This window comes from Bradyrhizobium monzae, from assembly GCF_021458635.1.
In the GTDB taxonomy this organism is placed as follows: domain Bacteria; phylum Pseudomonadota; class Alphaproteobacteria; order Rhizobiales; family Xanthobacteraceae; genus Bradyrhizobium.
On sequence record NZ_JAIRDQ010000010.1, the window covers coordinates 52,021 to 76,692 of the forward strand.

Genomic DNA, 24,672 nt, shown 5'->3' on the forward strand with positions numbered 1-24,672 from the left:
ACCGTGATCGATATTTGGCCAGCATATGGCTCGCTGGAGGCAGGCGGTATCCGCATCCAAAATACCAGGGTGCAAATCAAGACAGCGCTGCACGCGAGAGGCGAATTGAGCTAGGCAGATGAAAAGCTTCACCCGACTTTCGTTTTGAGGATGCGCCGTGACGGTGATCGACTTCTCAGCCTTCATCGGACGACTGGCCACCGCCTCCGGCGAAACCATCCTGCCGTTCTTCCGGACCTCGTTGTCGATCGACGACAAGAGCAAGACCAAGGATTTCGACCCGGTGACGGAAGCCGACCGCGCGGCGGAGGCGGTGATGCGGCGGCTGATCAAGGCGAGCTTCCCCCAGCACGGCATTGTCGGCGAGGAATTCGGCAATGAGCGCGAGGACGCCGACTATGTCTGGGTGCTCGACCCCATCGACGGCACAAAGTCCTTCATCGGCGGCTTTCCGATCTGGGGCACGCTGATCGCGCTGCTGCACAAGGGCTCGCCGGTCTACGGCATGATGCACCAGCCCTTCATCGGCGAGCGCTTTTCCGGCGACAACGGCTCGGCCAATTATAAAGGCCCCTCCGGCGAGCGCCGGCTTCAGGTCCGCCGCTGCGCCTCGCTGTCGGAGGCGACGACCTACACCACCAGCCCGCTGCTGATGAACGAGCGCGACCGCGCCATTTTCGGCCGGATCGAGCAGAGCGCGCGGCTCTCGCGCTATGGCGGCGATTGCTATTCCTATTGCATGCTGGCGGCCGGCCATGTCGATCTCGTGGTCGAGACCGAGTTGAAGCCCTACGACATCGCAGCCCTGATCCCGATCGTGACCGGCGCCGGCGGCGTCGTCACCACCTGGGAAGGCAAGCCGGCCCAGGGCGGCGGCCGCATCGTCGCGGCCGGCGACGCCAGGGTGCACGAGGAAGCACTGAAACTGCTCAACCAATAACAAGCGCCCGCGGGTGGCTTGCATGACCATCTCACGCAGGCTTCTCGTTGAATTGTTCTCCAGATTGTTCTTGGGATCGTTCCTGCTGCTGCCGTCAGCAGCGGCGGCGCAGAATTTTCCGGCAAGACCGATCAAGCTGATCGTGCCATTCCCGGCCGGCGGCCCCAACGACATCATCGCCCGCGTCATCGGCCAGCGCATGTCGGAACTGGCGGGCCAGCCGGTGCTGATCGACAATCGCGGCGGCCAGGGCGGCGTGCTCGGCACCGACGCGGTCGCCAAGAGTGCGCCCGACGGCTACACCATCGCCATCTCCTCTGCCGGCGCGCTTGCGATCAGTCCGAACATGGAGAAGGTCGCCTACGACACGCTCAGTGACCTGACCCCGGTGACGCTGGTGGCGACCGTGCCGGAAATGCTGGTTGTCGCCACCAACGTGCCCGCCAAGGACATCGGCGAATTGATCGCGCTCGCGAAAGCGCAACCCGGGAAACTCAACTTCGCCTCCTCGGGCGCCGGCAGCCTGCCGCATCTCGCCGGCGAATTGTTCAAGCTGACGGCGAAAATCGACATCGTGCACGTGCCCTATCGCGGCGCCGCGCCTGCGGTGAACGATCTGCTGGGCCAGCAGGTGCAGATGACGTTCCTCGACCTCCCGGTGCTGCTGCCTCAGGTCAGGGCCGGCGCCCTGAAGCCGATCGCGGTCGGTTCAGAGGAACGCGCGCCGACGGCAACCGACGTGCCGACGACGAAGGAAGCGGGCTTTCCCGATCTGCGCATCGAGAACTGGTACGGCATGGTCGCGCCGAAGGGCACGCCGAAGGAGATCGTCACCGCGCTGCATGACCTCGCGACCAAGGCCATGGCGGATCCCGCGGTGAAGGACAAGCTCGCCCAGCAGGGCGCGACGCTGATCGGCGACGAGCCGGAGCATTTTCGCGCATTCATTGCGGACGAGACCAAGAAGTGGGCGAAGGTGATCAAGGACGCCGGCGTGGAGACGGCGAAGTAGGCAAAGCTCTCGCTCCGCCGTCATGGCCGGGCTTGTCCCGGCCATCCACGTCTTCCCATGCGGAGCTAAGAACGTGGATGCCCGGGACAAGCCCGGGCATGACGAGTTTGCCGAACGACCTCACATCGCCGCCGCCCTTAGATGCTCCACCAGCATCTTCGCCGGCCGCGGCAGCGCCTTGAAGCTGCGCGCGCAGATCACGAGGCGGCGGTTGGCCCAGGCGTCGCGCAGACGGACCATGGCGAGCGGCATCAGCTTGGCGCAGCGACGGGCGGCGGATTCCGGCACCAGCGCAACGCCGACATCGGCTGAGACCAGCTGGCAGATCGCGTCGAAGTCACGCAAGCGAGCGCGGAAATGCGGGCGCATGCCGAGCCGGGCCGCATGCTTCGAAATATGCATCTGAAGCGCGGTGGCGCTGGTCAGGCCGACGAACTCGCAGGCATTGGCCTCCTGGAAATCGATCTGGCGGCGGCCGGCGAACGGGCCGCGCTTCGACGTCACCAAAGTCAGGCGATCTTCGCTGAACACGAAACGCTCGACATGATCGGGCAGCGCATGCTCGGCGGCAAAACCGAGGTCGGCCGCGCCCGCGGTGATCGCGGCCGCGATGTCGGTGCTCTCGCGCTCCTCGATGTCGATGGCGACGTCGCGATGTTGGCGCAGGAAGCCGGCGAGCGCTTTTGGCAAGTGCTCCGAGAGGCCCGAGGTGTTGGCAAGGAAGTGCACGCTGGCGCGCACGCCGCTGGCAAAGCCCGCGAGATCGCCGCGCATGGCGTCGATCTGGTGGATCACGATCCGCGCATGGTCGAGCAGGCTCTCGCCGGCCGCGGTGAGCTCGACGCCGCGCCGCCCGCGCTTGAGCAGCGCGACGCCAAGCGCGTCCTCGAGCCCCTTGATCCGTGCGCTGGCCGAGGCCAGCGCCAGGTGCGACCGCTCGGCGCCGCGGGTGATGCTGCGCTGGTCGGCGACCGCGATGAAGAGCTGGAGATCGACGAGGTCGAAACGCATGGCAGGTCTCCTCAGCATTCGTATCAGACGAAGGCTGTCTCCGTAACCTCCAGATTGTGCCGGAGCGCGGCTTCGGTCAATGTGGTGACATGATCGACCCGCTTCTCATTCTCATCGCCGCCGTCTTCCTGGTCGCCGGATTCGTTAAGGGCGTCGTCGGGCTTGGACTACCGACGGTGTCCATGGGCCTGCTCGCGGTGAACATGGCGCCCAGCCGCGCGATCGCCATCGTGATCGTGCCCGCCATCGTCACCAACATCTGGCAGACTTTTGTCGGCCCCCATTTGCGCGACATCCTGCGGCGGCTTTGGCCGCTGATGATCGGCACCGTGGTCGGATGCTGGCTCAATGCCGGCGCGCTGACGGGCCCCCACGCCCGCTACGGGACCGTGGTGCTCGGCATCCTGCTGGTGATCTACGCCCTCATCGGCCTCAGCAAATTCAAGTTCCACGTCGCGCCGCGGAACGAGAAATGGGTCGGCGGCGTGGTCGGCCTCATCACCGGCGTGATCTCGGCCTCGACCGGCGTGCAGGTGATCCCCTCGATGCCGTTCATGCAGGCGATCGGCATGGAAAAGGACGAACTGGTGCAGGCGCTCGGCGTGTTCTTCACCACGGCAACGCTGGCGCTCGCCTTCAACCTGACCGCCGACGGCCTGCTGACCCCAGCCAACGCCGTGCCGGGCGCGGTCGCCATGGCCACGGCGTTTGCCGGCATGTTCATCGGCCAGTCGGTGCGGGCGAAAATGCCGGCGGAAGCATTCCGCCGCTGGTTCCTGGTCGCGATGATTTTGCTTGGCGTCTATCTGGCCGGCAGCGCGCTGCTGAAGGAATTCGCCTGACGCGATTCAATCGTCCGTTCGGATGGGCTATCGCGTCTCCAGCATGGCGACGCGGATGCCGAGATAGATGAAGAGGCCGCCCAGCGTCCGATTGACCCAGGCGATCACGCCCTCGGACTGCCGCAGGCGATTGGCGGCCTTGGCCGCGAACGCCGCCAAGACCAGACACCACAGCGTCCCCGTGCAGATGAAGATCAGGCCGAGCGTCAGGAAGGCGAGCGGCTTGTGGGCTGAGTCGGCTGCGACGAATTGAGGCAGGAAGGCCAGGAAGAACAGCGCGACCTTGGGATTGAGCGCGTTGGTGAAGACGCCCTGGAGGAAGACCCGCCGCAGCGAGCTCCGCCCGGCCTCGTCCTTGACTCCCGCCAGCACCGGTCGCGACCACAGCATCTGCAGCCCGGTCAGAACGAGATAGGCCGCGCCGACCAGCTTCACGACCCCGAATGCGGTCGATGAGGCCATCAAAAGCGCCGAAAGGCCGATCGCGGCGCCCGCGACATGGAAAAAGCAGCCGCAACTGATGCCAAAAGCCGCCGCCGCCCCGCCGCGCCAGCCCATCTGCATGCTGCGGCCGATGACATAGACGGTATCCGGCCCCGGCGTGATGTTGAGCAGCACGCCCGACAGGACGAAGAGCCAGATTTCGTGAATGCCCAGCATGATAAAGGCCCTCCCGCCGCCCGGCCTGGCCGTCTCAAAGCACCGGCCTTAGTCGGTTCGCACCCCGCCGTCCACCGCCGGGAATGCTTAGGATTTGCGTCGAATTTGCAATGCGGATCATACTTTCGTTCGGCCCCATCTGCTCTATAAAGGCAGGGTTTTGAAATGCGGGATTCGAGGCGACTGCCACGCGGTGGCGCTCCCCTCTCCCTTGGAGTTCCGAGGATATGGAAAGACGTCTGGCTGCCATCGTCTGCGCCGATGTCGCCGGCTATTCGCGGATGATGGGCCATGACGAGGCCGGCACCCATGCCGCCTTCAAGGCCCATCGCAGCGCGATCCATCCGATCATCCTCAATCACGGCGGCCGCGTCGTCAAAAACACCGGCGACGGCTTCCTGCTGGAATTCCCCTCCATCGTCGGCGCCGCCGAGGCTGCGATCGCGATGCAGGTGCTGATGGCGGAGCGCAATCACCATCTGCCCGCAGAACGCACCATGCAGTTCCGGCTCGGCATCCACATGGGTGACGTGATCGCCGACGAAGACGAGGTGTTCGGCGACGACGTCAACATCGCCGTCCGCCTGGAATCGGTGGCAAGCCCTGGCGGGTTCGCGATCTCGGCCAAGGCCTACCGCGAGGCCAGCAAGCATCTCACCGTGCCGCTGGTCGACGGCGGCAACCACCGCTTCAAGAACATCAAGGATCCGGTCGGAATCTGGACTTGGACGCCCGACGGCGCGACCGCACTCGCGCCGGAGCTGAGGGAAGGATCGGCGCTCTCGCAGCAATACCGCACTGCCATCGTCGGCGTGTTGCCCTTCGCCAATCTCAGCGACGCCCAGGACGAATATTTTTCCGACGGCCTCACCGAGGACCTGATCCACGCCCTGTCGCTGCAATCGTTCTACCGCGTGCTGAGCCGCAACTCGACCTTCGCCTTCAAGGGCAAGAATGTGAGCACGCGCGTGATCGCGCGCGAGATCGACGCAACCTATCTGATCCAGGGCTCGGTGCGGCGCGCCGGTGCCAAGATCCGCGTCACCGCCGAGTTGATCGCGCCGGAGACCGGCGAGCAGCTCTGGACCGGCCGTTACGATCGCGACATCGGCGACCTCTTCGCGATGCAGGACGAGATCACGACCAATCTGTCCGCGGCCATCGCCACCGAGATCGTCCGGGCCGAGGCCTCCGCGCCCGCGCGCCCGACCAACGACATCACCGCCTGGGACCGCTTCCTGAAGGGCCTGTCGCATTATTACCGGCAGACCAAGGAAGATCTGACCACGGCCGTCGACCTATTCCGACAGGCGATCGCGCTCGATCCGAAACTGTCGATCGCGCATGCCTATCTCGCCACGATCCAGATCCAGAGCATCCAGTTCGGCTGGGTCAAGGGCACGCGCGAGATGTGGGCCGAGGCGATGAGTCTCGCCGAAACCAGCGTCCGGCTCGACCCGCGCTCCTCCTTTGCGTTCTCGATCCTGTCCTGGGCGCACGCGCTGGAAGGCCATGACGAGGCGGCGATGGATGCCGCCAAGCGCGCGGTCGCGCTCAACCCTTACGACATGGGCGCGCGTGGCGTGCTCGGCATCTGCCATTTCACGGTCGGCGAGCACCGCCAGGCGATCGAGATGTTCTCGATGGCCGCCCAGCGCGACAACAGCGACCCGCGCTATCAATGGGCCGCGCTGAACGCCTTCAGCCACTATCTGCTCAGGCAATATGACGCGACACTGTCGTGGGCCCGCGAGCAGCTCTACGTCAACCCGAACCACATGCAGGCGCTCGCAATCCGCGCCGCGGCGCTGGCGCAATTGGGCCGGACCGGCGAGGCGGTCGAGGCGACCGGCGTGCTGATGGGCAACTATCCGACCCTGAATGTCGACCGCCATCTGCGGAATTTTCACTGGAAGCGGCCCGAGGACATCGCGCATTACCGCGACGGGCTCCTGAAGGCGGGCGTCCCGGCCAGCAAGCTCACTCTGGTCCAGAGCGACCTCAGACGCGCCGCCGAATCCTGAGGGCAAACGGCGGTCGGGGCGACCATCTCCCGTCCACTTTTATTGACACGACAGTGAATTCCGCCACACTTCGCCACACGCTGAAGTAGTACAGATTGCTGGCGGTTTGTTAGGACTTTCCGCGCTCTATCGGCGCGTCTGCATTTCACGATTCGCCGTTTTCAGGATTTTGGGCCATGAACGATTCCGTCTCGAAGCCCCCCATCGATCCATCGATCCAGGTCTCGCCGAACAATCCCTGCCCGTTCCTGCGCGGCCTTGTCGGAGAGGGTTTTGTCGACGGCGGGACCGTCCCGCTCCGGACGTTGTCGCAGACCATCGCAAATGCAAGCGGCGAGACCGGAGCGAAAAAGGCTCTGGCCCGCATCCAGGTCCGCGGCGTTGCGCTCATCGCCAACGGCGCCTGTCACATCCTGCAAAGCATCTTCTGGGGCGCGCAGCTCAATGGCTTGCGCGGCGGCCCGCTCGACAAGCTCGGCGCCGGGTCGCGCATCCTCGGCGTCGACGGGCGCGTCAACGAGGACGAGATTGCGCGGCTCGCCAGTTTCGGCGGCACCTGTACCGATCCCGACGGCGGCACCGAGACCGGGCTCAACGCCGCGCAAATCCAGACCTTCATGAACGACAATCTCAAGCGCGCCGGCAATCAGTCGCGCTGGTACTACCCGATCCTGATGAAGTTCGAATGGCCGGTCCTGCTCAAGATCATGGGCAAGGGTCAGGGTGATGACCGCTATCTCAGCGTGGCCGAGGTGAGGACATTGTTCAACGAGCGCAAATTCCCGGACCGGATTACCCAGCGGGTCGTCAGCCAGCCGGTCACACCGCCTTCGCTCATCTTGCGCGCGATCGGCGGCCTCGTCGCTGCGCTCCTCGTCTTTGGCATCGTGGCGCTGCGCTTTCCCGATCAATTCCAGCCGATGCTGCCCGGCGTCATCGGCCAGTTCGTCGCCCCGCCATTGCCGAAGCTTGTCGAATCCCGGGCCGCGTACTGGCTCGAACAAAACTGGGCGCTGGAGGACCGGCACTGGTTTCATCATGCGAGCCAGGGCACCGCGACCTTCCCGGTGCCCTATCGCTGGTTCATGGCGCTGGAGCAGCCGCGGCTGCATTTCTTTGCCAAGCCCGGCATGCTCCATGATAGCGATCATCTCCAGCGCTTCGGCTTCATCCCGAGCCCGCAGACGATCAACATCGATGACGCGACGCTGCGCCGGTTCGGCTACGCCAACGTCTACGACAAGACGAAACCGGTGCCGGCGCGGCTGTGGGATCCGCCGGTCAACTGGGGCGCCCAGGCCGAAAACGTCGACGGCCTGCCCGTCGGCTTCGCGCGCATGACCGGCGTGCCCGATCCGGCAACCGGCAAGGTCGGCGAAGACCGGATCGGCCTGACCTGCGCCGCCTGCCACACCGGCCAGATTCACTACAAAGGCATCGACATCCGCTTCGACGGCGGTCCCGCGATGACCGATCTCAGGAAGCTCGAGATCACGACCGGCCTGTCCATCGCGTACACGCTCCTCGTGCCGGGTCGCTTCACGCGCTTCGCCGACCGTGTGCTCGGCCCCTCCGCCAGCGATGCGGATCGCGATGCGTTGAAGCAGAAGCTGAGTGCGATCGGCACATTCCTGAAAGACTGGGAGAAGACCTACGCGAAAACCATCGACGGCAAGACGAGGTTCAACGAGAAGACGAAGCGGGAAGAGCAGCAGCAGGACACCGAGGAAGGCTACGGCCGTCTCGACGCGCTCAACCGCATCGGCAATCAGGTCTTCTCCCAGGACATGACGCTGAGCGGCCTCAGCGGCTTCGAGAAGAATCTGCATGCCAAGGACGCACCGGTCAGCTTCCCGCCGATCTGGACCGTCCCCTGGCTCAAATTCGCGCAATATGACGCTTCGATCGAACAGCCGCTGATCCGCAACGCCGGCGAAGCGCTGGGCGTGACCGCGCTGCTCAACCTGTCCGACGCTACCCCCAAGGACGCGCTGTTCCGCTCGTCGATGGACATCAAGAATCTGAACTGGATCGAGGATCTGCTGAAGGGCTCGGCGCCCTATCCGAAAAAGCAGCTCTCCGGACTGACGTCGCCGAAATGGCCGTCGGACATCTTCGGCGATGCTGCCTGGAAGATCGATGGCGACCGCGTCAAACGCGGCCGCAAGCTCTATGCAGAGATCTGCGTCGAATGCCATCTCGGTCCGGTCAACGATCCCGTGTTCGACACCGAATTTCCAAGCCAGAGCATCTGGTCCTCATCGCGGTGGGAGGCCATCGGCGACGACAAATTCCTGAACGAGGTCCAGAAAAGCGCCAAAGGCATGGGGACTGATCCCGCTCAGGCCAGTGTGCTGGCAACGCGGACGGTTCAGGTGCCGGGCTTTCTCAAGCTCGATCCCACGCAGAAGCTCAATGCCTGGTGGAGCTGCAATCTGCCGGATATCTCTTCGACCGACATGCCGTACTCGGTCGGCCTGATGGTGCTCGTCGACATCGTCAGCCGCAAGGCGATGGACGATGCGAAGATCGACCCGAAGGTCCAGGACGCCTGGTGGGGTAAGCGCCAGAACTGCCCGAACCCCGGCCCGCAGCCGCCCGACAAGAACGAGCCGCGGCCCTGGTATCGCGCACGCCCGCTCAACGGCGTCTGGGCCACGGCGCCTTACCTGCACAACGGATCGGTGCCCTCGCTCTACTGGATGCTGAGCCCGGCAGCCGAGCGCCCCAAATCGTTCTGCATGGGTGGCGGTCGCGACTACGATCCGAAGCAGGTCGGCTTTGCGGTCTCCGACGACGAGAGCTGCAAGACCGGGCAGTCGCGCTTCTCGACGCGAGCGTCTGACGGCACCGAGATGTTCGGCAACAGCAATGCCGGCCATTCGTTCGATGGCACGCCTGGCCCCGGCAAGGACGGCACCATCGGCCGCGTGCTCAAGGAGCAGGAGCGCTACGATTTGATCGAGTATCTGAAGACGCTGTGAGTTGTTTCGTCATGGCCGGGCTTGTCCCGGCCATCCACGTTCTTGTCTCGCTGAACCAAAGTCCCTGGATGCCCGGGACGAGCCCGGGCATGACGGAGCTGTGGCACGATCAAGTGCGCCCGCCTCACTTGAACAGCGGCGTGCCCGGCACGAACGCATCGAACGCGGCCCAGAACTGGGAGCGGTAGCGGTCCTGCTCCTGCAGGATCTCGTGCTTCGAGCCCGCGATCACGAGATGGGAGCCGGCGCGTAAATGGTAGGCGAACTCCTCGATCGCCGCGGTCGAAACCACGGTGTCGTTGGAGGCCGCCAGCATCAGGATCGGCTGGCGGATCCCGGACGGATAGTTCATGCCCCTGAAGGTGCTCATCGCCGAAAACGCGGTGTCGGCCCAGGCGACCGTTGGCGACGCCAGGCCGAGCGTCGGGTCCTCCTCCAGGATCGCGGCGTTGCGCGCATAGCGCACGGGATCGCTGGTCAGGGGATTGTTGATGAAGGGAGACAAGCCGGTGATGTGATCGCTGCCACCGGGAACGTAACCGCCGCCCCGTCCCAGCATCCGCAGCGTCTTCAGCAATGTGCGCACCGGAATCGAGGTGGCGCGACCGGGCAGGTCGATCATCGGCGCCGACAGAACCATGCGGTCGAACCAGCGCTTTTGCGCATGCGCAAGGCGCAACAACACCGCGCCGCCCATGGAATGGGCCAGCGCGAAGAACGGCGGCGGACAATCCGGCAGCACCACCTGCTGCACGAAGGTCTCGACGTCGATCTCGTAGTCGGCGAAGTTGCGCACATAGCCCTTGCGCGGATCGCGCAGGCGGCGCGAGGAATGTCCCTGCCCGCGCCAATCGAACGTCGCCACCGCAAAGCCGCGGTCGCGCAAATCGCGTACGGTCTCGAAATATTTCTCGATCTGCTCGCTGCGCCCGGTGAAGACGCAGACGGTGCCCTTGCGGTTCGCCGGCGGCGCCCAGCGCGCAAAGCGCAGCTCGACGCCGTCGGGCGTCTTGATGGTGCCGCTGACGACGTCTTCGGGAACGGGATTGGACGGGATCGAGACCAGCGTCATGATTGGGAGTGCGTGGGCGCCAAGTGCTGTAAATCAAGGGGCGGGAGCGCCGAAAAGGCGCCATTGCCGCCCTCTTGAACGCTGTCTGGACTCACCCATATCACCTTGGTGCAGGCCGCTACCAGTGTTTCGGAACCGGAACATCAGGCTGCACACAGACGAAAGCCCGGCCCGATTGGCGGGCGGGTTACCTGAACAGTCGCTCAATGGAGGACTTGACCATGCGTACCTACGATCTCACCCCGTTCTATCGTTCCACCGTCGGCTTCGACCGTCTCTTTAACCTGCTCGACCAGACGAGTTCGGACGGCAGCCCCGGTTATCCCCCCTACAACATCGAGCGTACCGGCGAGAACGCCTACCGCATCACCGTTGCGGTCTCGGGCTTCGCCAAGGATGAGCTCTCCATCGTCGCGAAGGAAAACACGCTGACGATCAAGGGCGAGAAAGTCGCCAACGAGACCTCGAAGTCCGAGGTGCTTTATCGTGGCATCGCCGCCCGTGCCTTCGAACGCGCCTTCCAGCTTGCCGACTTCGTGCAGGTGAAGGACGCCTCGCTCGAGAACGGCCTGCTCCATGTCGACCTCGTGCGCGAGATTCCCGAAGCCAAGAAGCCGCGCCAGATCGCAATCAACGGCGGCGCGCAGTCCGCGCAGGTGATCGAGAGCTCGGTCGCTGCCTAAGCGCATCCACAGCGACCAAGTTGCGAAAACGCCCCGGTGCCCCGGGGCGTTTTTTCGTTTTGCGTGGTCGTGCAAACTCGCAGGCCTAATCCAGCCCCTGCGCCGCCGGCATGTCCTGCGTCGGCAGAATCGCTGCGGCGGGCTTGGCCTGGCCGACGGTCGGAGCTGTGGCTTGCGGCGCGGCCTCGGCGGGTTTTGCTTGCACGGCGGCCGCCTGCTGCGTGGGTTGCGCCGTCGGCTCGGCCGGCTTGGCGGCCGCGACCGGTGTCTCTGCGCGCTGCGGAGCCGCCTTGGGCAGCGGAACGGTGCGGCTGGCGACATGCGGGATCGGGGCCGGCGGGCGCGGTGGGCCGCCACGCACCATGGTCGGCGGCGGCAGCGCGCTTTGTGGCCGGTAAGGTGCAACCGAAGGCTCCTCATAGGTCGGCGCCATACCATAGGCATCGGCGGCCGGCATGAAGCGGATAATCCGTCCGTCGCGGGCATCGATCACGAGCCGGCCGTCGTCGCCGCGACGGTCGATCACCGCGATGGTGTAGACGGCGCCGCGCAGCCGCGGGATGCCGAGCGGCGAGAAGCCGTTTTCGCGCAGCACCGCGTAGACCTCGGTGGCCGGCAGCAGCGCCGGCGCCGGGCCGCGTTCCTCATAACCATAACCGTAGCCGTAACGCGGCGGCGGCGGTGGCGCGGCGTCCGGCGGCCCGTAGGGTCCGTCGAAATCCGACACCACGATCATGGCCCCGCCGGACCGACCGCTGGCCGGAACCTGGGCCTGAGCAGCGGATGCAGCCAGCGCCAGCGTGGCCGCGGCCACACATCCTGTGAAAAACTTCATCGTCGACACGCTCCTGTCAGGCCCCCGGATGGTCGCGCTCTTTCGCTTCTTGCGGCGTGGCGCGCCTTTCGAAGGGCTGACCCGAAGCTTCATTGGGGATTTCGGCGCCGCTTAGGCCGGATCAGGGCGTGTTTGCTTCAAAACCGGGGCCGCGCAACTTTCGGAAAGCGATTGATTGACAGATGGGGAATCGGGACTTTCGCGCGCTTGTGTGATAGACAAAAGTTTGGCAAGGTGATGGTTAGGACAGGAAGACTGTCTCAATTTTGCTTGCAGTTCCGGCATGGGGATTGCAACGAAAGTCGGTGCTTTCGAGCACCATAAGGCAACAGGCAAAGCCGTTCTCGGGGACGAAGAACGCCTAGGCCTGAATTTAAGAAAATGCGGCTCGCAACGGACGAGCGGTGACCCAGAGGCGGGTGCCGCGGAACGCCCAAGGTGCGCCGACGAGAGCGGTGAGGCAGCTTGCCGCATGGAGAGGATTGGAACAATGAACGGGTCGCAATTCGAGAGCGCAAACATCGTGGCAGAAGAGCTGTCGGCGACGGTCGCCTCGAAAACGACCGATCCGATTCAGGAGCACAATTCGCGTCCGCCGGCCGAAGGTCTCTACGATCCGAGCCTGGAGAAGGATTCCTGCGGCGTCGGCTTCATCGCCAACATCAAGGGCAACAAGTCCCACGAGATCGTCTCGGACGCGCTCAGCATCCTCTGCAATCTCGAGCACCGCGGCGCCGTCGGCGCCGACCCGCGCGCCGGTGACGGCGCCGGCATCCTGGTGCAGATCCCGCACGCCTTTTTCAGCCGCAAGGCCAAGGAGCTCGGCTTCGCGCTGCCGGCGCCCGGCGAATACGCCATCGGCGCGCTGTTCATGCCGCGCGACACCGCCTGGCGCAACGTCATCAAGAGCATCATCGCCGACCAGATCAAGGCGGAAGGCCTGACCCTGCTCGGCTGGCGCGACGTGCCGACCGACAATTCCTCGCTCGGCGTCACCGTGAAGCCGACCGAGCCCGCCTGCATGCAGGTGTTCATCGGCCGCAACGGCACCGCCAAGACCGAGGACGATTTCGAGCGCCATCTCTACATCCTGCGCAAGTCGATCTCGCAGGCGATCTATCAGCGTCGCGACCGCGGCCTTGCGGGCTACTACCCGTGCTCGATGTCCTGCCGCACCGTGATCTACAAGGGCATGTTCCTCGCCGACCAGCTCGGCAAGTACTATCCCGATCTGCACGAGAAGGATTTCGAAAGCGCGCTCGCGCTCGTGCACCAGCGCTTCTCGACCAACACCTTCCCGGCCTGGTCGCTGGCGCATCCCTATCGCATGATCGCGCATAACGGCGAGATCAACACGCTGCGCGGCAACACCAACTGGATGGCGGCGCGCCAGGCCTCGGTCAGCTCCGAGCTGTACGGCAAGGACATCAACCGGCTCTGGCCGATCTCTTATGAGGGCCAGTCGGACACCGCCTGCTTCGACAACGCGCTCGAATTCCTGGTGCAGGGCGGCTACTCGCTGCCGCACGCCGTCATGATGATGATTCCGGAGGCGTGGGCCGGCAATCCCTTGATGGATGAGAAGCGCCGCGCCTTCTACGAATATCACGCCGCCCTGATGGAGCCGTGGGACGGCCCGGCCGCGATCGCCTTCACCGACGGCCGCCAGATCGGCGCCACGCTCGACCGCAACGGCCTGCGGCCGGCGCGCTATCTCGTGACCAAGGACGACCGCATCGTGATGGCGTCCGAAATGGGCGTGCTGACGATCCCCGAGGACCAGATCATCACCAAGTGGCGCTTGCAGCCCGGCAAGATGCTGCTGGTCGACCTCGAACAGGGACGTCTGATCCCGGACGACGAGATCAAGGCCGAGCTCGCCCGGAGCCATCCCTACAAGGAGTGGCTGGAGCGGACCCAGATCGTGCTGGAAGAGCTGCCGAAGGTGGCGACCACCGGCGTGCGCTCCAACCTGTCGCTTCTGGATCGCCAGCAGGCGTTCGGCTACAGCCAAGAAGACATCGCGATCCTGATGACGCCGATGGCGGCCATCGGTGAAGAAGCCGCGGGCTCGATGGGCAACGACACGCCGATCTCGGCGCTGTCGGACAAGGCCAAGCCGCTGTTCACCTACTTCAAGCAGAACTTTGCGCAGGTCACCAACCCGCCGATCGACCCGATCCGCGAGGAGCTGGTGATGAGCCTCGTCTCCATCATCGGACCGCGGCCGAACCTGTTCGATCTGCAGGGCCTCGCCACCACCAAGCGTCTTGAAGCGCGCCAACCGATCCTGACCGACGCGGATCTCGAAAAGATCCGCTCGATCTCGGATGTTGCCGAATCGCACTTCAAGTCGCGCACGCTGGACACGACCTTCCACGCCGGTCTCGGTGCTGCCGGCATGGACCAGGTGCTCGACGAGCTCTGCGCGCGGGCCGAGAGCGCGGTGCGCGAGGGCGTCAACATCATCATCCTGTCCGACCGCATGGTCGGCTCGGACCGCGTGCCGATCCCCTCGCTGCTGGCCTGTGCCTCTGTGCATCACCACCTGATCCGCACCGGGCTGCGCACCTCGGTCGGCCTGGTCGTCGAATCCGGCGAGCCGCGCGAGGTGCATCACTTCGCCTGCCTCGCAGGTTACGGCGCGGAAGCGATCAATCCCTATCTCGCGTTCGAAACCATCATCGCGATGAAGGACCGCCTGCCCGGCTCGCTCGACGACTACGAGATCGTCAAGCGCTACATCAAGTCGATCGGCAAGGGCCTGCTCAAGGTGATGTCCAAGATGGGCATCTCGACCTACCAGTCCTATTGCGGCGCGCAGATTTTCGATGCCGTCGGCCTGAAGGCCGATTTCGTCGGAAAGTTCTTCGCCGGTACCCACACCCGCGTCGAGGGCGTGGGGCTTGCGGAAATCGCCGAAGAGGCCGTGCGCCGTCATGCCGACGCGTTCGGCGAGGCGCTGGTCTACAAGACCGCGCTTGATGTCGGCGGTGAATACGCCTATCGCAGCCGCGGCGAGGATCATGCCTGGACCGCCGAGTCGGTCGGGCTGCTTCAGCATGCCGCCCGCGGCAATTCGCTGGAGCGCTATCGCGCCTTCGCAAAGATCCTCAACGAGCAGTCGGAGCGTCTCTTGACGCTGCGCGGCCTGTTCCGGATCAAGAACGCGGACGAAGAGAAGCGCAAGCCCATCCCGCTCGACCAGGTCGAGCCGGCCAAGGACATCGTCAAGCGTTTCGCCACGGGTGCGATGAGCTTCGGCTCGATCTCGCGCGAGGCGCATACGACGCTGGCGATCGCCATGAACCGGATCGGCGGCAAGTCGAACACCGGTGAAGGCGGCGAGGAAGCCGACCGCTTCAAGCCGATGCCGAACGGCGACAGCATGCGCTCGGCGATCAAGCAGGTCGCCTCGGGCCGCTTCGGCGTCACCACGGAGTATCTTGTCAACTCCGACATGATGCAGATCAAGATGGCGCAGGGTGCCAAGCCCGGCGAAGGCGGCCAGCTGCCCGGCCACAAGGTCGACGCGACCATCGCCAAGGTTCGTCACTCGACCCCGGGCGTCGGCCTGATCTCGCCGCCGCCGCACCACGACATCTACTCGATCGAGGATCTGGCGCAGCTCATTTACGACCTCAAGAACGTCAACCCGACGGGCGACGTTTCGGTCAAGCTCGTCTCGGAGATCGGCGTCGGCACCGTCGCCGCGGGCGTCGCCAAGGCGCGCGCCGACCATGTCACCATCGCGGGCTTCGAGGGCGGCACCGGCGCTTCGCCGCTGACCTCGATCAAGCATGCCGGCTCGCCGTGGGAGATCGGGCTCGCCGAAACCCACCAGACGCTGGTGCGCGAGCGGCTGCGCAGCCGCATCGTGGTCCAGGTCGATGGCGGCTTCCGCACCGGACGTGACGTCGTGATCGGCGCACTGCTCGGCGCGGACGAATTCGGCTTCGCTACCGCGCCGCTGATTGCGGCCGGCTGCATCATGATGCGCAAGTGCCATCTCAACACCTGCCCGGTCGGCGTCGCCACCCAGGACCCCGTCCTGCGCAAGCGCTTCACCGGCCAGCCCGAGCACGTCATCAACTACTTCTTCTTCGTGGCGGAGGAAGTCCGCGAGATCATGGCCTCGCTCGGCTTCCGCAGCTTCAACGAGATGGTGGGCCAGGTTCAGCTGCTCGACCAGACCAAGCTGGTGGCGCACTGGAAGGCCAAGGGGCTCGACTTCTCCAAGCTGTTCGTCAAGCAGAAGGAAGAAAAGGGCCAGAAGATCTATCACTCCGAGCGCCAGAACCATCACCTGGAAGCGGTGCTCGACCGCACGCTGATCGAAAAGGCACAGCCCTCGCTCGATCGCGGTGCGCCGGTGAAGATCGAAGCCGTGATCAACAGCACCAACCGCTCCGCGGGTGCGATGCTGTCGGGCGCGGTCGCCAAGATCTACGGCCATGCCGGCCTGCCGCAGGACACCATCCATGTCGGCCTCAAGGGCACCGCCGGCCAGGCGTTCGGTGCGTGGCTCGCCAACGGCGTCACCTTCGAGCTCGAGGGTGAAGCCAACGACTATGTCGGCAAGGGCCTCTCGGGCGGCAAGATCATCGTCAAGCCGCCGGCCAACAGCAGCATCGTGCCGGAAGAAAGCATCATCGTCGGCAACACCGTGATGTACGGCGCCATCCAGGGCGAGTGCTACTTCCGCGGCGTCGCCGGTGAGCGTTTCGCCGTGCGCAACTCGGGCGCGATCGCCGTCGTCGAAGGCGCGGGCGATCATTGCTGCGAATACATGACCGGCGGCATCGTGGTCGTGCTCGGCAAGACCGGGCGCAACTTCGCGGCCGGCATGTCCGGCGGCATCGCCTATGTGCTCGACGAGACCGGCGGCTTTGACAAGCTGTGCAACATGGCGATGGTCGAGCTCGAGCCGGTGCTGTCGGAAGAGCTGATCAACGCCGGCACCTATCACCACTCCGGTGACCTCGAGGCGCATGGCCGGGTCGACGTGTTCAAGGACCTGCTCGATTCCGACGTCGAGCGTCTGCACGTCCTGATCACGCGCCACGCCAAGGCGACCGGCTCCAAGCGCGCCGCCGACATCCTTGCCAATTGGAAGGAATGGCTGCCCAAATTCCGCAAGGTGATGCCGGTCGAGTACCGGCGCGCGCTGCGCGAAATGGCCGCCAACGCGGACGCCGAGCCGAAAATCGCGATCGGGGCGTAAAGAGCATCACACCCCGTCATTGCGAGCGAAGCGAAGCAATCCAGACTTTCTTCCTACCGACTGGATTGCTTCGCTTCGCTCGCAAGGACGGCGCGGAATAAACAGAACGTATTTAAGCGGGACTTCGGGTTTAATGGGCAAGATCACGGGTTTTCTCGAAATCGAACGGCACGACCGCAAGTACACCCCGGTCGCCGAGCGCGTGAAGCATTACAACGAGTTCGTCGTTCCCTTGACCGAGAAGGAAACGCGCGATCAGGCCGCGCGCTGCATGAACTGCGGCATTCCCTATTGCCACGGCACCGGTTCGGTCGCACCCGGCACGCCGGGCTGCCCGGTCAATAACCAGATCCCCGATTTCAACGACCTCGTCTATCAGGGCAATTGGGAAGAAGCCTCGCGCAACCTGCACTCGACCAACAATTTCCCGGAGTTCACCGGCCGCATCTGCCCTGCGCCGTGCGAAGCCTCCTGCACGCTCAACATCGACGACAACCCGGTCACCATCAAGACCATCGAATGCGCGATCGTCGACCGCGCCTGGGACAATGGCTGGCTGAAGCCTGAAGTGGCCGCCGTGAAGACCGGCAAGAAGGTCGCCGTGATCGGCTCGGGTCCGGCCGGCATGGCCTGCGCGCAGCAGCTCGCGCGCGCCGGCCACGACGTGCACCTGTTCGAGAAGTACGCCAAGGCCGGTGGCCTGCTGCGCTACGGCATTCCCGACTTCAAGATGGAGAAGGGCATCATCGATCGCCGCGTCAAGCAGATGGAAGGCGAAGGCGTCACCTTCCACTACAACAGCCATGTCGGCGTCGACGGCAATGTCGATCCGCGCGAGATGCTCAACCAGTACGATGCGATCGCGCTGACCGGCGGTGCAGAAGCCCCGCGCGACCTGCCCATCCCCGGTCGCGAATTCGACGGCATCCACTATGCGATGGACTTCCTGCCGCAGCAGAACCGCCGCGTTTCCAGCGAGCCGCTGAACGGCGTCACCGAGATCCTGGCCGGCGGCAAGCATGTTGTCGTCATCGGCGGCGGCGACACCGGCTCCGACTGCATCGGCACCTCGCTGCGTCAGGGCGCGCTCTCGGTGACCCAGCTCGAGATCATGCCCGCCCCGCCCGAGCGCGAGAACAAGGGCCTGACCTGGCCGAACTGGCCGCTGAAGATGCGGACGTCGTCGAGCCAGGCTGAAGGCGCGGTCCGCGAATATGCGGTGCTGACGCAAAAGTTCACCGCCGAGAACGGGAAGGTCAAGAAGCTGCACTGCGTGCGCGTCGACGACAAGTTCAAGCCGATCGAAGGCACCGAGTTCGAGCTCGATGCCGAGCTCATCCTGCTCGCGATGGGCTTTGTGCATCCCGTGCACGAAGGCCTGTTGAAGCAGCTCGCGGTCGACCTCGACCCGCGCGGCAACGTCAAGGCCAACACCTTGGACTACCAGACCTCGCGCCCGAACGTGTTTTCGGCAGGCGACATGCGTCGCGGCCAGTCGCTGGTGGTCTGGGCCATCCGCGAAGGGCGGCTGTGTGCAAGGTCGATCGATACGTTCCTGATGGGGAAGACGGATCTGCCGCGGTAAGTGGTCATTCCGGGGCGCGCGAAGCGCGAGCCCGGAATCCATTTTTCAGCAACAGTGAGGCCAGATGGATTCCGGGCTCGCGCCAAGTGGCGCGCCCCGGAATGACAGCGCCCCTTAGTTCTGCAGCCTCACGCCCAGCATCGCCACCGTCCCTTGCGAGCTCGAGCCCGGCTGGTTCGAATCCAGGATGTCGTGGCGCAGCGTGCCCTTGATCCAGACATTGCGGTTGAGCTTGTAGATCAGATTGCCTTCGAGCGAGTAGGTCTTGTCGTTGCGATTCTGGCCCTGATAGTCGTAGGTGCCGTAGGTGAACTTGCCGATCGCGGTGAGCCAGCGGCGGAAGTCGTGGTCGACTTCTGCGGCATAGGTGTGCACCAGCACGCCGGAGGAGCCGGGGACGGTGGTTTCCGCGATCTGCGTGTCGGTGTTGAATTTCACCGTCGTCAGCCCGCTCGCGTTCCAGATCAGCGAGCCCGAGGTGAGGAAGCCCGCGAGCTGGCTCAGCCGGGGGTCGACATAGTTTCGCGCGGAATAGCCGACCGAGATCTCGCCGGTGAGGATGCGCGAAAACTCGAAGGACGAGCCGACCTTGGCGTAGCCGCCGTTTGAATCACGGAAATAGCCGTTGCGGTCGGCGGGCTGGTCGTGGACGCGGCTGTCGCCCTCGATCTCGACGAACGGCTTGAGGCCCGGCTTGAGCTCGTAGGAGAAACGTCCGACGCCACCATATTGGTTGAAGTCGCGATCATCATTGCTGGAGGTCGAGCCGTCGGTGAGCTTGGAGTCGGTGTAGGCCGTGCGATCGATGGTGACGCCGGCCGCGACCTGGAAGCGGTTGAAAGTCTGGTCGAAGCCGAAGGTGCCGCCATAGCTGGCGTAGACCGGATATTTCTCCAGGCCGGCCTGCACGTTCGGGCTGCCGGGATTGTCGGTGGCGAGCCGCAGCCGGAATTGCGACGTCAGCTTGAGGTCGCGGTTGACGTCGAAACGGCCGTCGACATGGCCGGTGAAATCGGGCCGGTTGATCTCGACCGGCGACGGCGAGGCGAGCCCATCGATCGTCGCCGGCATGTTGTTGGTGTAACCCGAGAACGAGCCGCGCAAGTCGGCGACCAGCGCGTGGCGCTCCCAGTCGGACATGACGAGAAGATCGGGCGCGACGACATAGACCGGCGACCCGACCGGCTGCTGCAGGCGCGCCGGATTGGTGTCGTAGCCGGTGGACAGTTCGAGCCCGCCCTTGATCAGAAAACTGCCGGCATAATCGCCGACCGCGCCGAACGCATCGTCATCGGCCTTGAGGCGACGGCGCTGCGGCTGGCCGGGTACGGTGCCCGCCATCGCCGGCGGCACCGGCGTCTTGTTCGCGGTCTCCGACGGCGGCGGCGCAATGCGCGGCGCACCGAGAGGCGACAGCGTCAGTGTTGCAGACGGCGCCGGCGAGCCCGGACCTGCGGGTTTCTTCGGCTTCGGTTGGCCCGGATAGAGCTTGGGCTGCTGGCGCTTGCGATTGAGCGAGTCGTAGCCGGAGCTGCTGGCGCCGTTCGCTGCGGGCAGGCCATAGGTCGGCACTTGGCCGACACGCGATGGCGCGGGTGTCTCGCTTCTCTTGCGCGGATCGTCATTCGGATCGGGCGGCGCCGGGATCGCGTCCGACGGCGCCTGCGGGACGCCGGCCGTGCGCCGCGTCGGCAGCGTGTCAGGCGCGGCAAAGCCGCCACGGTTGGGATTGAACAGGTCCGGCGTCAGGCTCTGGGCGGCCGCCGGGGCGCTTTCCAGTGCGGTCAGCAGCAGGCACGGCAAAGCGGCGCGAAGGGCGTACGCGCGACTGCTCCGGCCCCGACCTGGAGGCGACCCCACGATGGAATAACTCCAACGAAATCAGATACTTCTTTGATGACCGCCCGCGAACACGCGGGAACCATCGTTAATGGAGTTAAAACAATTATGGTTAATGACCCGTTGAGGGCCTTGGGGCTCGCGTCGCCTCACGGGCCGGGGCGTGCTAAGGAGGCGGCAACGGGCTGACGCTCCCTCCTCCCTGGACCAGAACATGCCGAGTTCGAAACCGCTGATGACCCAATCATCCGGCCCCACCCCGACAAGTGTCGAATCCGCGCTCCGCACGCTGGAGACCGAGAGCGGCGGCATCAACGCGCTCGGCGCCGCCCTGCGCGGTCCGCTGGGCGAGGCGTTCGCCAAGGCTGTCGACTTGATCCGTAACGCGAAGGGCCGCGTCATCGTCACCGGGCTCGGCAAGTCCGGCCACATGGCGCGCAAGATCGCGGCGACCCTGGCCTCGACCGGCACGCCGGCCTTCTTCGTTCACACCGCCGAAGCCGCCCATGGCGATCTCGGCATGATCACCACCGACGATGTCATCATGGCGCTGTCCTGGTCCGGCGAGCAGCCGGAGATGAAGACCCTGGTGAATTATTCAGCGCGGTTTGCGATCCCGATGATCGCGGTGACGTCGAACGCGGCGTCCTCGCTCGGCCAGGCCGCCGACATCGTGATCGAGCTGCCGAAGGCGCGCGAGGCCTGCCCGCACAATCTGGCGCCGACCACCTCGACCATGATGCAGGTCGCGATCGGCGATGCCATCGCGATCGCACTGCTCGAAGGCCGCGGCTTCACCGCGCTGGAGTTCGCGCATTTCCATCCCGGCGGCAAGCTGGGCGCGATGCTGAAATTCGTCCGCGACTACATGCGCACCGGCGCGGAGATCCCGGTGAAGCCCGAAGGCACCAAGATGTCGGACGCGGTGATGGAAATGTCCGCCAAGGGGCTTGGCTGCGTCTGCATCGTCAACGCCGCGAACGAGGCCGTCGGCATCATCACCGACGGCGATTTGCGCCGCCACATGCGGCCTGACCTGCTGACGGCGTCGGTCGACGACATCATGACCAGGCAGCCGAAGACGGTGCCGCCCTCGATGCTCGCGACCGAGATGATCGAGGTGCTGAACACGCGAAAAATCACGACGCTGGTGGTGACCGAGGCGGACAAGGTCGTGGGTATCGTGCATCTGCACGATTTGCTGCGGGCTGGCGTGGCTTAAGGCGCTTTTCTCTACGCCCGAAACCGCGCCGCCTTCTCTTCCAGCGGCAGCTTCAGCCCGTTCGCCAGATACGACACCGTGCGGTAGAAGCCGCACAGCAGCATGACCTCCAAAATCTGCGCCTCGTCGTAATGCGCCGACAGCGCGGCGAACTCCGCGTCGGTGAAGGTCGCGCGGTGATGCAGCGCGTCCACCGCTGCGATCAGGGCCTGCTCGGCCGGCGACCAGCAGGGTGAATTCGCGTCGCCCAGCGCAGTCGCGCGGATTTCATCCCCGGTGAGCTGCGCCGGGCCCGCGAAAATCGCGACATGGACGCCCCACTCATACTCGCACTTGTTCAGCGCACAGGTGCGGTCGATGACGATCTCGCGCTGGCGTAACGACAGCGGCCCGGGATCGAGCAGTCCCCCGCCGCGAAACTTGTCCCAGGCGCGGGTGTGGCCGGCCATCACCCGAAACAGCAGCAGCGGCGGCGCGCCGCGCATGATGCGGTCGAACTGCGCCTGGATCTCCGGGGGATAAGGCGGCACGAGCGGAGCGATACGCGGCGTCGGCTGGGACATGGGGCGCCTCTCTTGCTACATTTATCGTAGCAACATGCTACACTTTATGTAGCGAAGTACAAGAGGGCTTCGATGGCAAAGCAGGCCGACTCCAGAAAACGCAGCGTGCGCGGCTCGCGCAGCGGACGGCCGATCATGGCGCTGCTCGACCTGCTCGGCCAGCGCTGGACCCTTCGGATTTTGTGGGAGTTGCGCGACGCCACCCTCACCTCCCGCGCGCTGCGGACGGCCTGCGACGAGGCTTCGCCGACCGTGCTGCAGGCACGGCTGAGCGAGTTGCGCGAGGCGGGGTTTGTGGAGCTGGGCGAAGGCGGAGGCTATGGACTGACGCCGCTGGGACGGGATCTGTGCGAGACATTCATGCCGCTGCACCGGTTTGCGGAGAGGTGGCGCAGCAAGAGCGGCGCCTGAGTCTGGCGGGACAGGCCCAACAAACTCGTCATTGCGAGTGCAGCGAAGCAATCCAGACCGTCACCGCAGAAAGATTCTGGATTGCTTCGCTGCGCTCGCAATGACGGCGGATTACGCCGCAGCCACCGTCAGATTCACACCATCAACCTGCACCACTTTCACGCGCGTCCCCGCCGGCGTGTCCGGGCCTGCCACGCGCCATACCGTGTCGCCGATGCGTACGGTGCCGTTGCCGTCGATGATCGGCTTCTCCAGCGTGAACTCGCGGCCCAAAAGCGCCTCGGTGCGCTTGTTGAGGAAGGGGCTGGCGCTCGCATCCGGCTTCGGCCGGGCAAGCCGGCGCCACAGCGGCACGGCGGCAGCTGCGAACACCGCGAACATCACGAGCTGGATCTGCCAGGACACCAGAACGGCGAACGAGATCAGGCCGACCAGCAATGCGGCGAGCCCGAGCCAGAACAGGAACACGCCCGGCGCGATCACTTCCAGCGCCATCAGGATGAAGCCGAAGATCAGCCAGTTCCAGGTGCCGAGCGATACGAACATGTCGGTCATGACACGACCTCCTTGTATTGGCGCATGCCCCTATCGAAAGGCCATGCGCTGATCCTATCCCTGCCGCGGCGGCACCGCCGGCGGCGTAGGAGCGGAGGATGGCACCGAGCCGCCACGACGGGCGGCGGCGGCTGCGGATACGGCACTTTCGCCGAACGTCGCCTTGGCGATCTCGCCAATGCCGGCGAGCGAGCCCAGCATGCCCATCGCTTCGACCGGAAGCATAATAACCTTCTGGTTCGGCGACTCGGCCAGCTGGCCAAACGCCTTGATGTATTTGTCGGCGATAAAGTAGTTCAACGCCGCCACGTCACCCTTGGCGATGGCCTCGCTGACCATTTGCGTGGCCTTGGCCTCGGCTTCCGCCGATCGCTCGCGCGCTTCGGCGTCGCGGAAAGCGGCCTCGCGGCGGCCTTCCGCTTGCAGGATCTGCCCCTGCTTGGCACCCTCAGCGCGCAGAATTTCGGACTGGCGCGCGCCTTCGGCCTGAAGGATGTCGGCGCGCTTGACACGCTCGGCCTTCATCTGCCGGCCCATCGCCTCGACGAGGTCGGCGGGCGGCACGATATCCTTGATCTCGATGCGATTGACCTTGAGGCCCCAAGGCGAGACCGCGGCATCGACCACGCGGAGCAGGCGCTCGTTGATCTCGTCGCGGTGCGACAGCACCTGATCGAGGTCCATCGAGCCCATCACCGATCGGATGTTGGTCATGGTCAGCACGATGATCGCCTGCTCGAGGTTGGCGACCTCGTAGCTCGCTTTGGCGGCATCGAACACCTGGAAGAAGGCGACGCCGTCGACCGTCACGGTGGCGTTGTCCTTGGTGATCACCTCCTGCTCGGGGATGTTGATCACCTGCTCCATCATGTTGATCTTGCGCCCGACGCGATCGAAATAGGGCACGATCAAATTGAGCCCGGGGCTCAGCGTCTGGGTGTATTTGCCGAACCGCTCGATGGTCCAGTCATAGCCCTGCGGCACCGTCTTCACGCCGGCAATCAGCGTGACGATGACGAGCAACACCAGAACAATCGCGAAAATATCGAAACCGCTCATATTTCCTCCAAGGCGGGAAAGCCCTTTCCCGCGCTGCCATTGGTCGGGATCACGACCCTACCGGTTCAGCGGTCGCCTTTCACGTCGGCATCAACGCCATTCTGCACAAGACGCGACGAGAGGGAATGCTCGCGATTATGTATTTGCGAAG

The 24,672-nt window shown here is 64.9% G+C and carries 18 protein-coding genes; 10 read left to right on the forward strand and 8 right to left on the reverse strand.

Annotation, left to right across the window (positions count from 1 at the left end; genetic code table 11):
• The first annotated feature begins 157 nt into the window (after positions 1-157).
• Together hisN and K3F49_RS29600 are read left to right on the forward strand one after the other, a co-directional pair.
• The gene (hisN, locus tag K3F49_RS29595) at positions 158-940 is read left to right on the forward strand and encodes a histidinol-phosphatase (protein ID WP_234684431.1); all 783 of its coding nucleotides are present in this window, start codon (positions 158-160) and stop codon (positions 938-940) included.
• Positions 941-962: 22 nt separating this feature from the next.
• The gene (locus K3F49_RS29600; RefSeq protein ID WP_234684432.1) at positions 963-1,952 is read left to right on the forward strand and encodes a Bug family tripartite tricarboxylate transporter substrate binding protein; all 990 of its coding nucleotides are present in this window, start codon (positions 963-965) and stop codon (positions 1,950-1,952) included.
• Between the two features lie 120 nt (positions 1,953-2,072).
• Here the strand turns inward: K3F49_RS29600 and K3F49_RS29605 are convergent, their stop codons facing one another.
• Positions 2,073-2,963, reverse strand: a complete 891-nt coding sequence (locus K3F49_RS29605; RefSeq protein ID WP_234684433.1) for a LysR substrate-binding domain-containing protein — start codon at positions 2,961-2,963, stop codon at positions 2,073-2,075.
• An 89-nt stretch (positions 2,964-3,052) separates the two neighbouring features.
• On the opposite strand from K3F49_RS29605, the gene K3F49_RS29610 reads away from it, so the two are divergent.
• A complete protein-coding gene (locus tag K3F49_RS29610; RefSeq protein ID WP_234684434.1) occupies positions 3,053-3,805 on the forward strand; it encodes a sulfite exporter TauE/SafE family protein in 753 nt (250 codons plus the stop codon).
• A 27-nt stretch (positions 3,806-3,832) separates the two neighbouring features.
• On the opposite strand, the gene K3F49_RS29615 is transcribed toward K3F49_RS29610, so the two are convergent.
• Positions 3,833-4,465 carry a LysE family translocator gene (locus tag K3F49_RS29615; RefSeq protein WP_234684435.1) on the reverse strand — a complete coding sequence of 211 codons (633 nt, stop codon included), beginning with the start codon at positions 4,463-4,465 and terminating at the stop codon, positions 3,833-3,835.
• 227 nt (positions 4,466-4,692) lie between these two features.
• Between K3F49_RS29615 and K3F49_RS29620 the strand changes: the two genes are divergently transcribed.
• Together K3F49_RS29620 and K3F49_RS29625 are read left to right on the forward strand one after the other, a co-directional pair.
• Positions 4,693-6,489, forward strand: a complete 1,797-nt coding sequence (locus K3F49_RS29620; protein WP_234684436.1) for an adenylate/guanylate cyclase domain-containing protein — start codon at positions 4,693-4,695, stop codon at positions 6,487-6,489.
• Between the two features lie 176 nt (positions 6,490-6,665).
• On the forward strand, positions 6,666-9,473 hold the full coding sequence (locus K3F49_RS29625) for a di-heme-cytochrome C peroxidase (RefSeq protein WP_234684437.1): 2,808 nt from the start codon (positions 6,666-6,668) through the stop codon (positions 9,471-9,473).
• A gap of 124 nt (positions 9,474-9,597) precedes the next feature.
• Here the strand turns inward: K3F49_RS29625 and K3F49_RS29630 are convergent, their stop codons facing one another.
• On the reverse strand, positions 9,598-10,545 hold the full coding sequence (locus K3F49_RS29630) for an alpha/beta hydrolase (protein ID WP_234684438.1): 948 nt from the start codon (positions 10,543-10,545) through the stop codon (positions 9,598-9,600).
• Positions 10,546-10,766: 221 nt separating this feature from the next.
• Between K3F49_RS29630 and K3F49_RS29635 the strand changes: the two genes are divergently transcribed.
• Positions 10,767-11,228, forward strand: a complete 462-nt coding sequence (locus K3F49_RS29635; RefSeq protein ID WP_234684439.1) for an Hsp20 family protein — start codon at positions 10,767-10,769, stop codon at positions 11,226-11,228.
• An 85-nt stretch (positions 11,229-11,313) separates the two neighbouring features.
• Here the strand turns inward: K3F49_RS29635 and K3F49_RS29640 are convergent, their stop codons facing one another.
• The gene (locus K3F49_RS29640) at positions 11,314-12,063 is read right to left on the reverse strand and encodes a hypothetical protein (protein ID WP_234684440.1); all 750 of its coding nucleotides are present in this window, start codon (positions 12,061-12,063) and stop codon (positions 11,314-11,316) included.
• Positions 12,064-12,553: 490 nt separating this feature from the next.
• Between K3F49_RS29640 and gltB the strand changes: the two genes are divergently transcribed.
• Positions 12,554-17,287, forward strand: a complete 4,734-nt coding sequence (gene gltB, locus K3F49_RS29645) for a glutamate synthase large subunit (protein WP_234684441.1) — start codon at positions 12,554-12,556, stop codon at positions 17,285-17,287.
• 133 nt (positions 17,288-17,420) lie between these two features.
• Positions 17,421-18,872, forward strand: coding sequence for a glutamate synthase subunit beta (locus K3F49_RS29650; protein ID WP_234684442.1), 1,452 nt, complete (start codon positions 17,421-17,423; stop codon positions 18,870-18,872).
• A gap of 114 nt (positions 18,873-18,986) precedes the next feature.
• Here K3F49_RS29650 and K3F49_RS29655 read toward each other — a convergent pair whose 3' ends face one another.
• Positions 18,987-20,732 carry an outer membrane beta-barrel protein gene (locus K3F49_RS29655; RefSeq protein WP_234684443.1) on the reverse strand — a complete coding sequence of 582 codons (1,746 nt, stop codon included), beginning with the start codon at positions 20,730-20,732 and terminating at the stop codon, positions 18,987-18,989.
• A 193-nt stretch (positions 20,733-20,925) separates the two neighbouring features.
• On the opposite strand from K3F49_RS29655, the gene K3F49_RS29660 reads away from it, so the two are divergent.
• Positions 20,926-21,933: a KpsF/GutQ family sugar-phosphate isomerase gene (locus tag K3F49_RS29660; protein ID WP_234684444.1), complete on the forward strand. Its 1,008-nt coding sequence runs from the start codon at positions 20,926-20,928 to the stop codon at positions 21,931-21,933.
• A gap of 11 nt (positions 21,934-21,944) precedes the next feature.
• Here K3F49_RS29660 and K3F49_RS29665 read toward each other — a convergent pair whose 3' ends face one another.
• Complete coding sequence (locus tag K3F49_RS29665; protein ID WP_234684445.1) at positions 21,945-22,496, reverse strand: carboxymuconolactone decarboxylase family protein; 552 nt, start codon at positions 22,494-22,496, stop codon at positions 21,945-21,947.
• Between the two features lie 72 nt (positions 22,497-22,568).
• Here K3F49_RS29665 and K3F49_RS29670 point away from each other — a divergent pair, with 72 nt between their 5' ends.
• Positions 22,569-22,907 carry a winged helix-turn-helix transcriptional regulator gene (locus tag K3F49_RS29670; RefSeq protein ID WP_234684446.1) on the forward strand — a complete coding sequence of 113 codons (339 nt, stop codon included), beginning with the start codon at positions 22,569-22,571 and terminating at the stop codon, positions 22,905-22,907.
• Positions 22,908-23,018: 111 nt separating this feature from the next.
• On the opposite strand, the gene K3F49_RS29675 is transcribed toward K3F49_RS29670, so the two are convergent.
• Together K3F49_RS29675 and K3F49_RS29680 are read right to left on the reverse strand one after the other, a co-directional pair.
• Entirely contained in the window at positions 23,019-23,462 is a 444-nt protein-coding gene (locus K3F49_RS29675; RefSeq protein WP_234684447.1) for an NfeD family protein, read from the reverse strand.
• Between the two features lie 54 nt (positions 23,463-23,516).
• Entirely contained in the window at positions 23,517-24,521 is a 1,005-nt protein-coding gene (locus K3F49_RS29680; RefSeq protein WP_234684448.1) for an SPFH domain-containing protein, read from the reverse strand.
• Positions 24,522-24,672: the final 151 nt, after the last annotated feature.

Coding starts and splice junctions, on each gene's coding strand:
- K3F49_RS29600 (WP_234684432.1), top strand. CDS start 963: ATGACCATCTCACGCAGGCTTCTCGTTGAATTGTTCTCCAGATTGTTC.
- K3F49_RS29605 (WP_234684433.1), bottom strand. CDS start 2,963: ATGCGTTTCGACCTCGTCGATCTCCAGCTCTTCATCGCGGTCGCCGAC.
- K3F49_RS29610 (WP_234684434.1), top strand. CDS start 3,053: ATGATCGACCCGCTTCTCATTCTCATCGCCGCCGTCTTCCTGGTCGCC.
- K3F49_RS29615 (WP_234684435.1), bottom strand. CDS start 4,465: ATGCTGGGCATTCACGAAATCTGGCTCTTCGTCCTGTCGGGCGTGCTG.
- K3F49_RS29620 (WP_234684436.1), top strand. CDS start 4,693: ATGGAAAGACGTCTGGCTGCCATCGTCTGCGCCGATGTCGCCGGCTAT.
- K3F49_RS29625 (WP_234684437.1), top strand. CDS start 6,666: ATGAACGATTCCGTCTCGAAGCCCCCCATCGATCCATCGATCCAGGTC.
- K3F49_RS29630 (WP_234684438.1), bottom strand. CDS start 10,545: ATGACGCTGGTCTCGATCCCGTCCAATCCCGTTCCCGAAGACGTCGTC.
- K3F49_RS29635 (WP_234684439.1), top strand. CDS start 10,767: ATGCGTACCTACGATCTCACCCCGTTCTATCGTTCCACCGTCGGCTTC.
- K3F49_RS29640 (WP_234684440.1), bottom strand. CDS start 12,063: ATGAAGTTTTTCACAGGATGTGTGGCCGCGGCCACGCTGGCGCTGGCT.
- gltB (WP_234684441.1), top strand. CDS start 12,554: ATGAACGGGTCGCAATTCGAGAGCGCAAACATCGTGGCAGAAGAGCTG.
- K3F49_RS29650 (WP_234684442.1), top strand. CDS start 17,421: ATGGGCAAGATCACGGGTTTTCTCGAAATCGAACGGCACGACCGCAAG.
- K3F49_RS29660 (WP_234684444.1), top strand. CDS start 20,926: ATGCCGAGTTCGAAACCGCTGATGACCCAATCATCCGGCCCCACCCCG.
- K3F49_RS29665 (WP_234684445.1), bottom strand. CDS start 22,496: ATGTCCCAGCCGACGCCGCGTATCGCTCCGCTCGTGCCGCCTTATCCC.
- K3F49_RS29670 (WP_234684446.1), top strand. CDS start 22,569: ATGGCAAAGCAGGCCGACTCCAGAAAACGCAGCGTGCGCGGCTCGCGC.
- K3F49_RS29675 (WP_234684447.1), bottom strand. CDS start 23,462: ATGACCGACATGTTCGTATCGCTCGGCACCTGGAACTGGCTGATCTTC.
- K3F49_RS29680 (WP_234684448.1), bottom strand. CDS start 24,521: ATGAGCGGTTTCGATATTTTCGCGATTGTTCTGGTGTTGCTCGTCATC.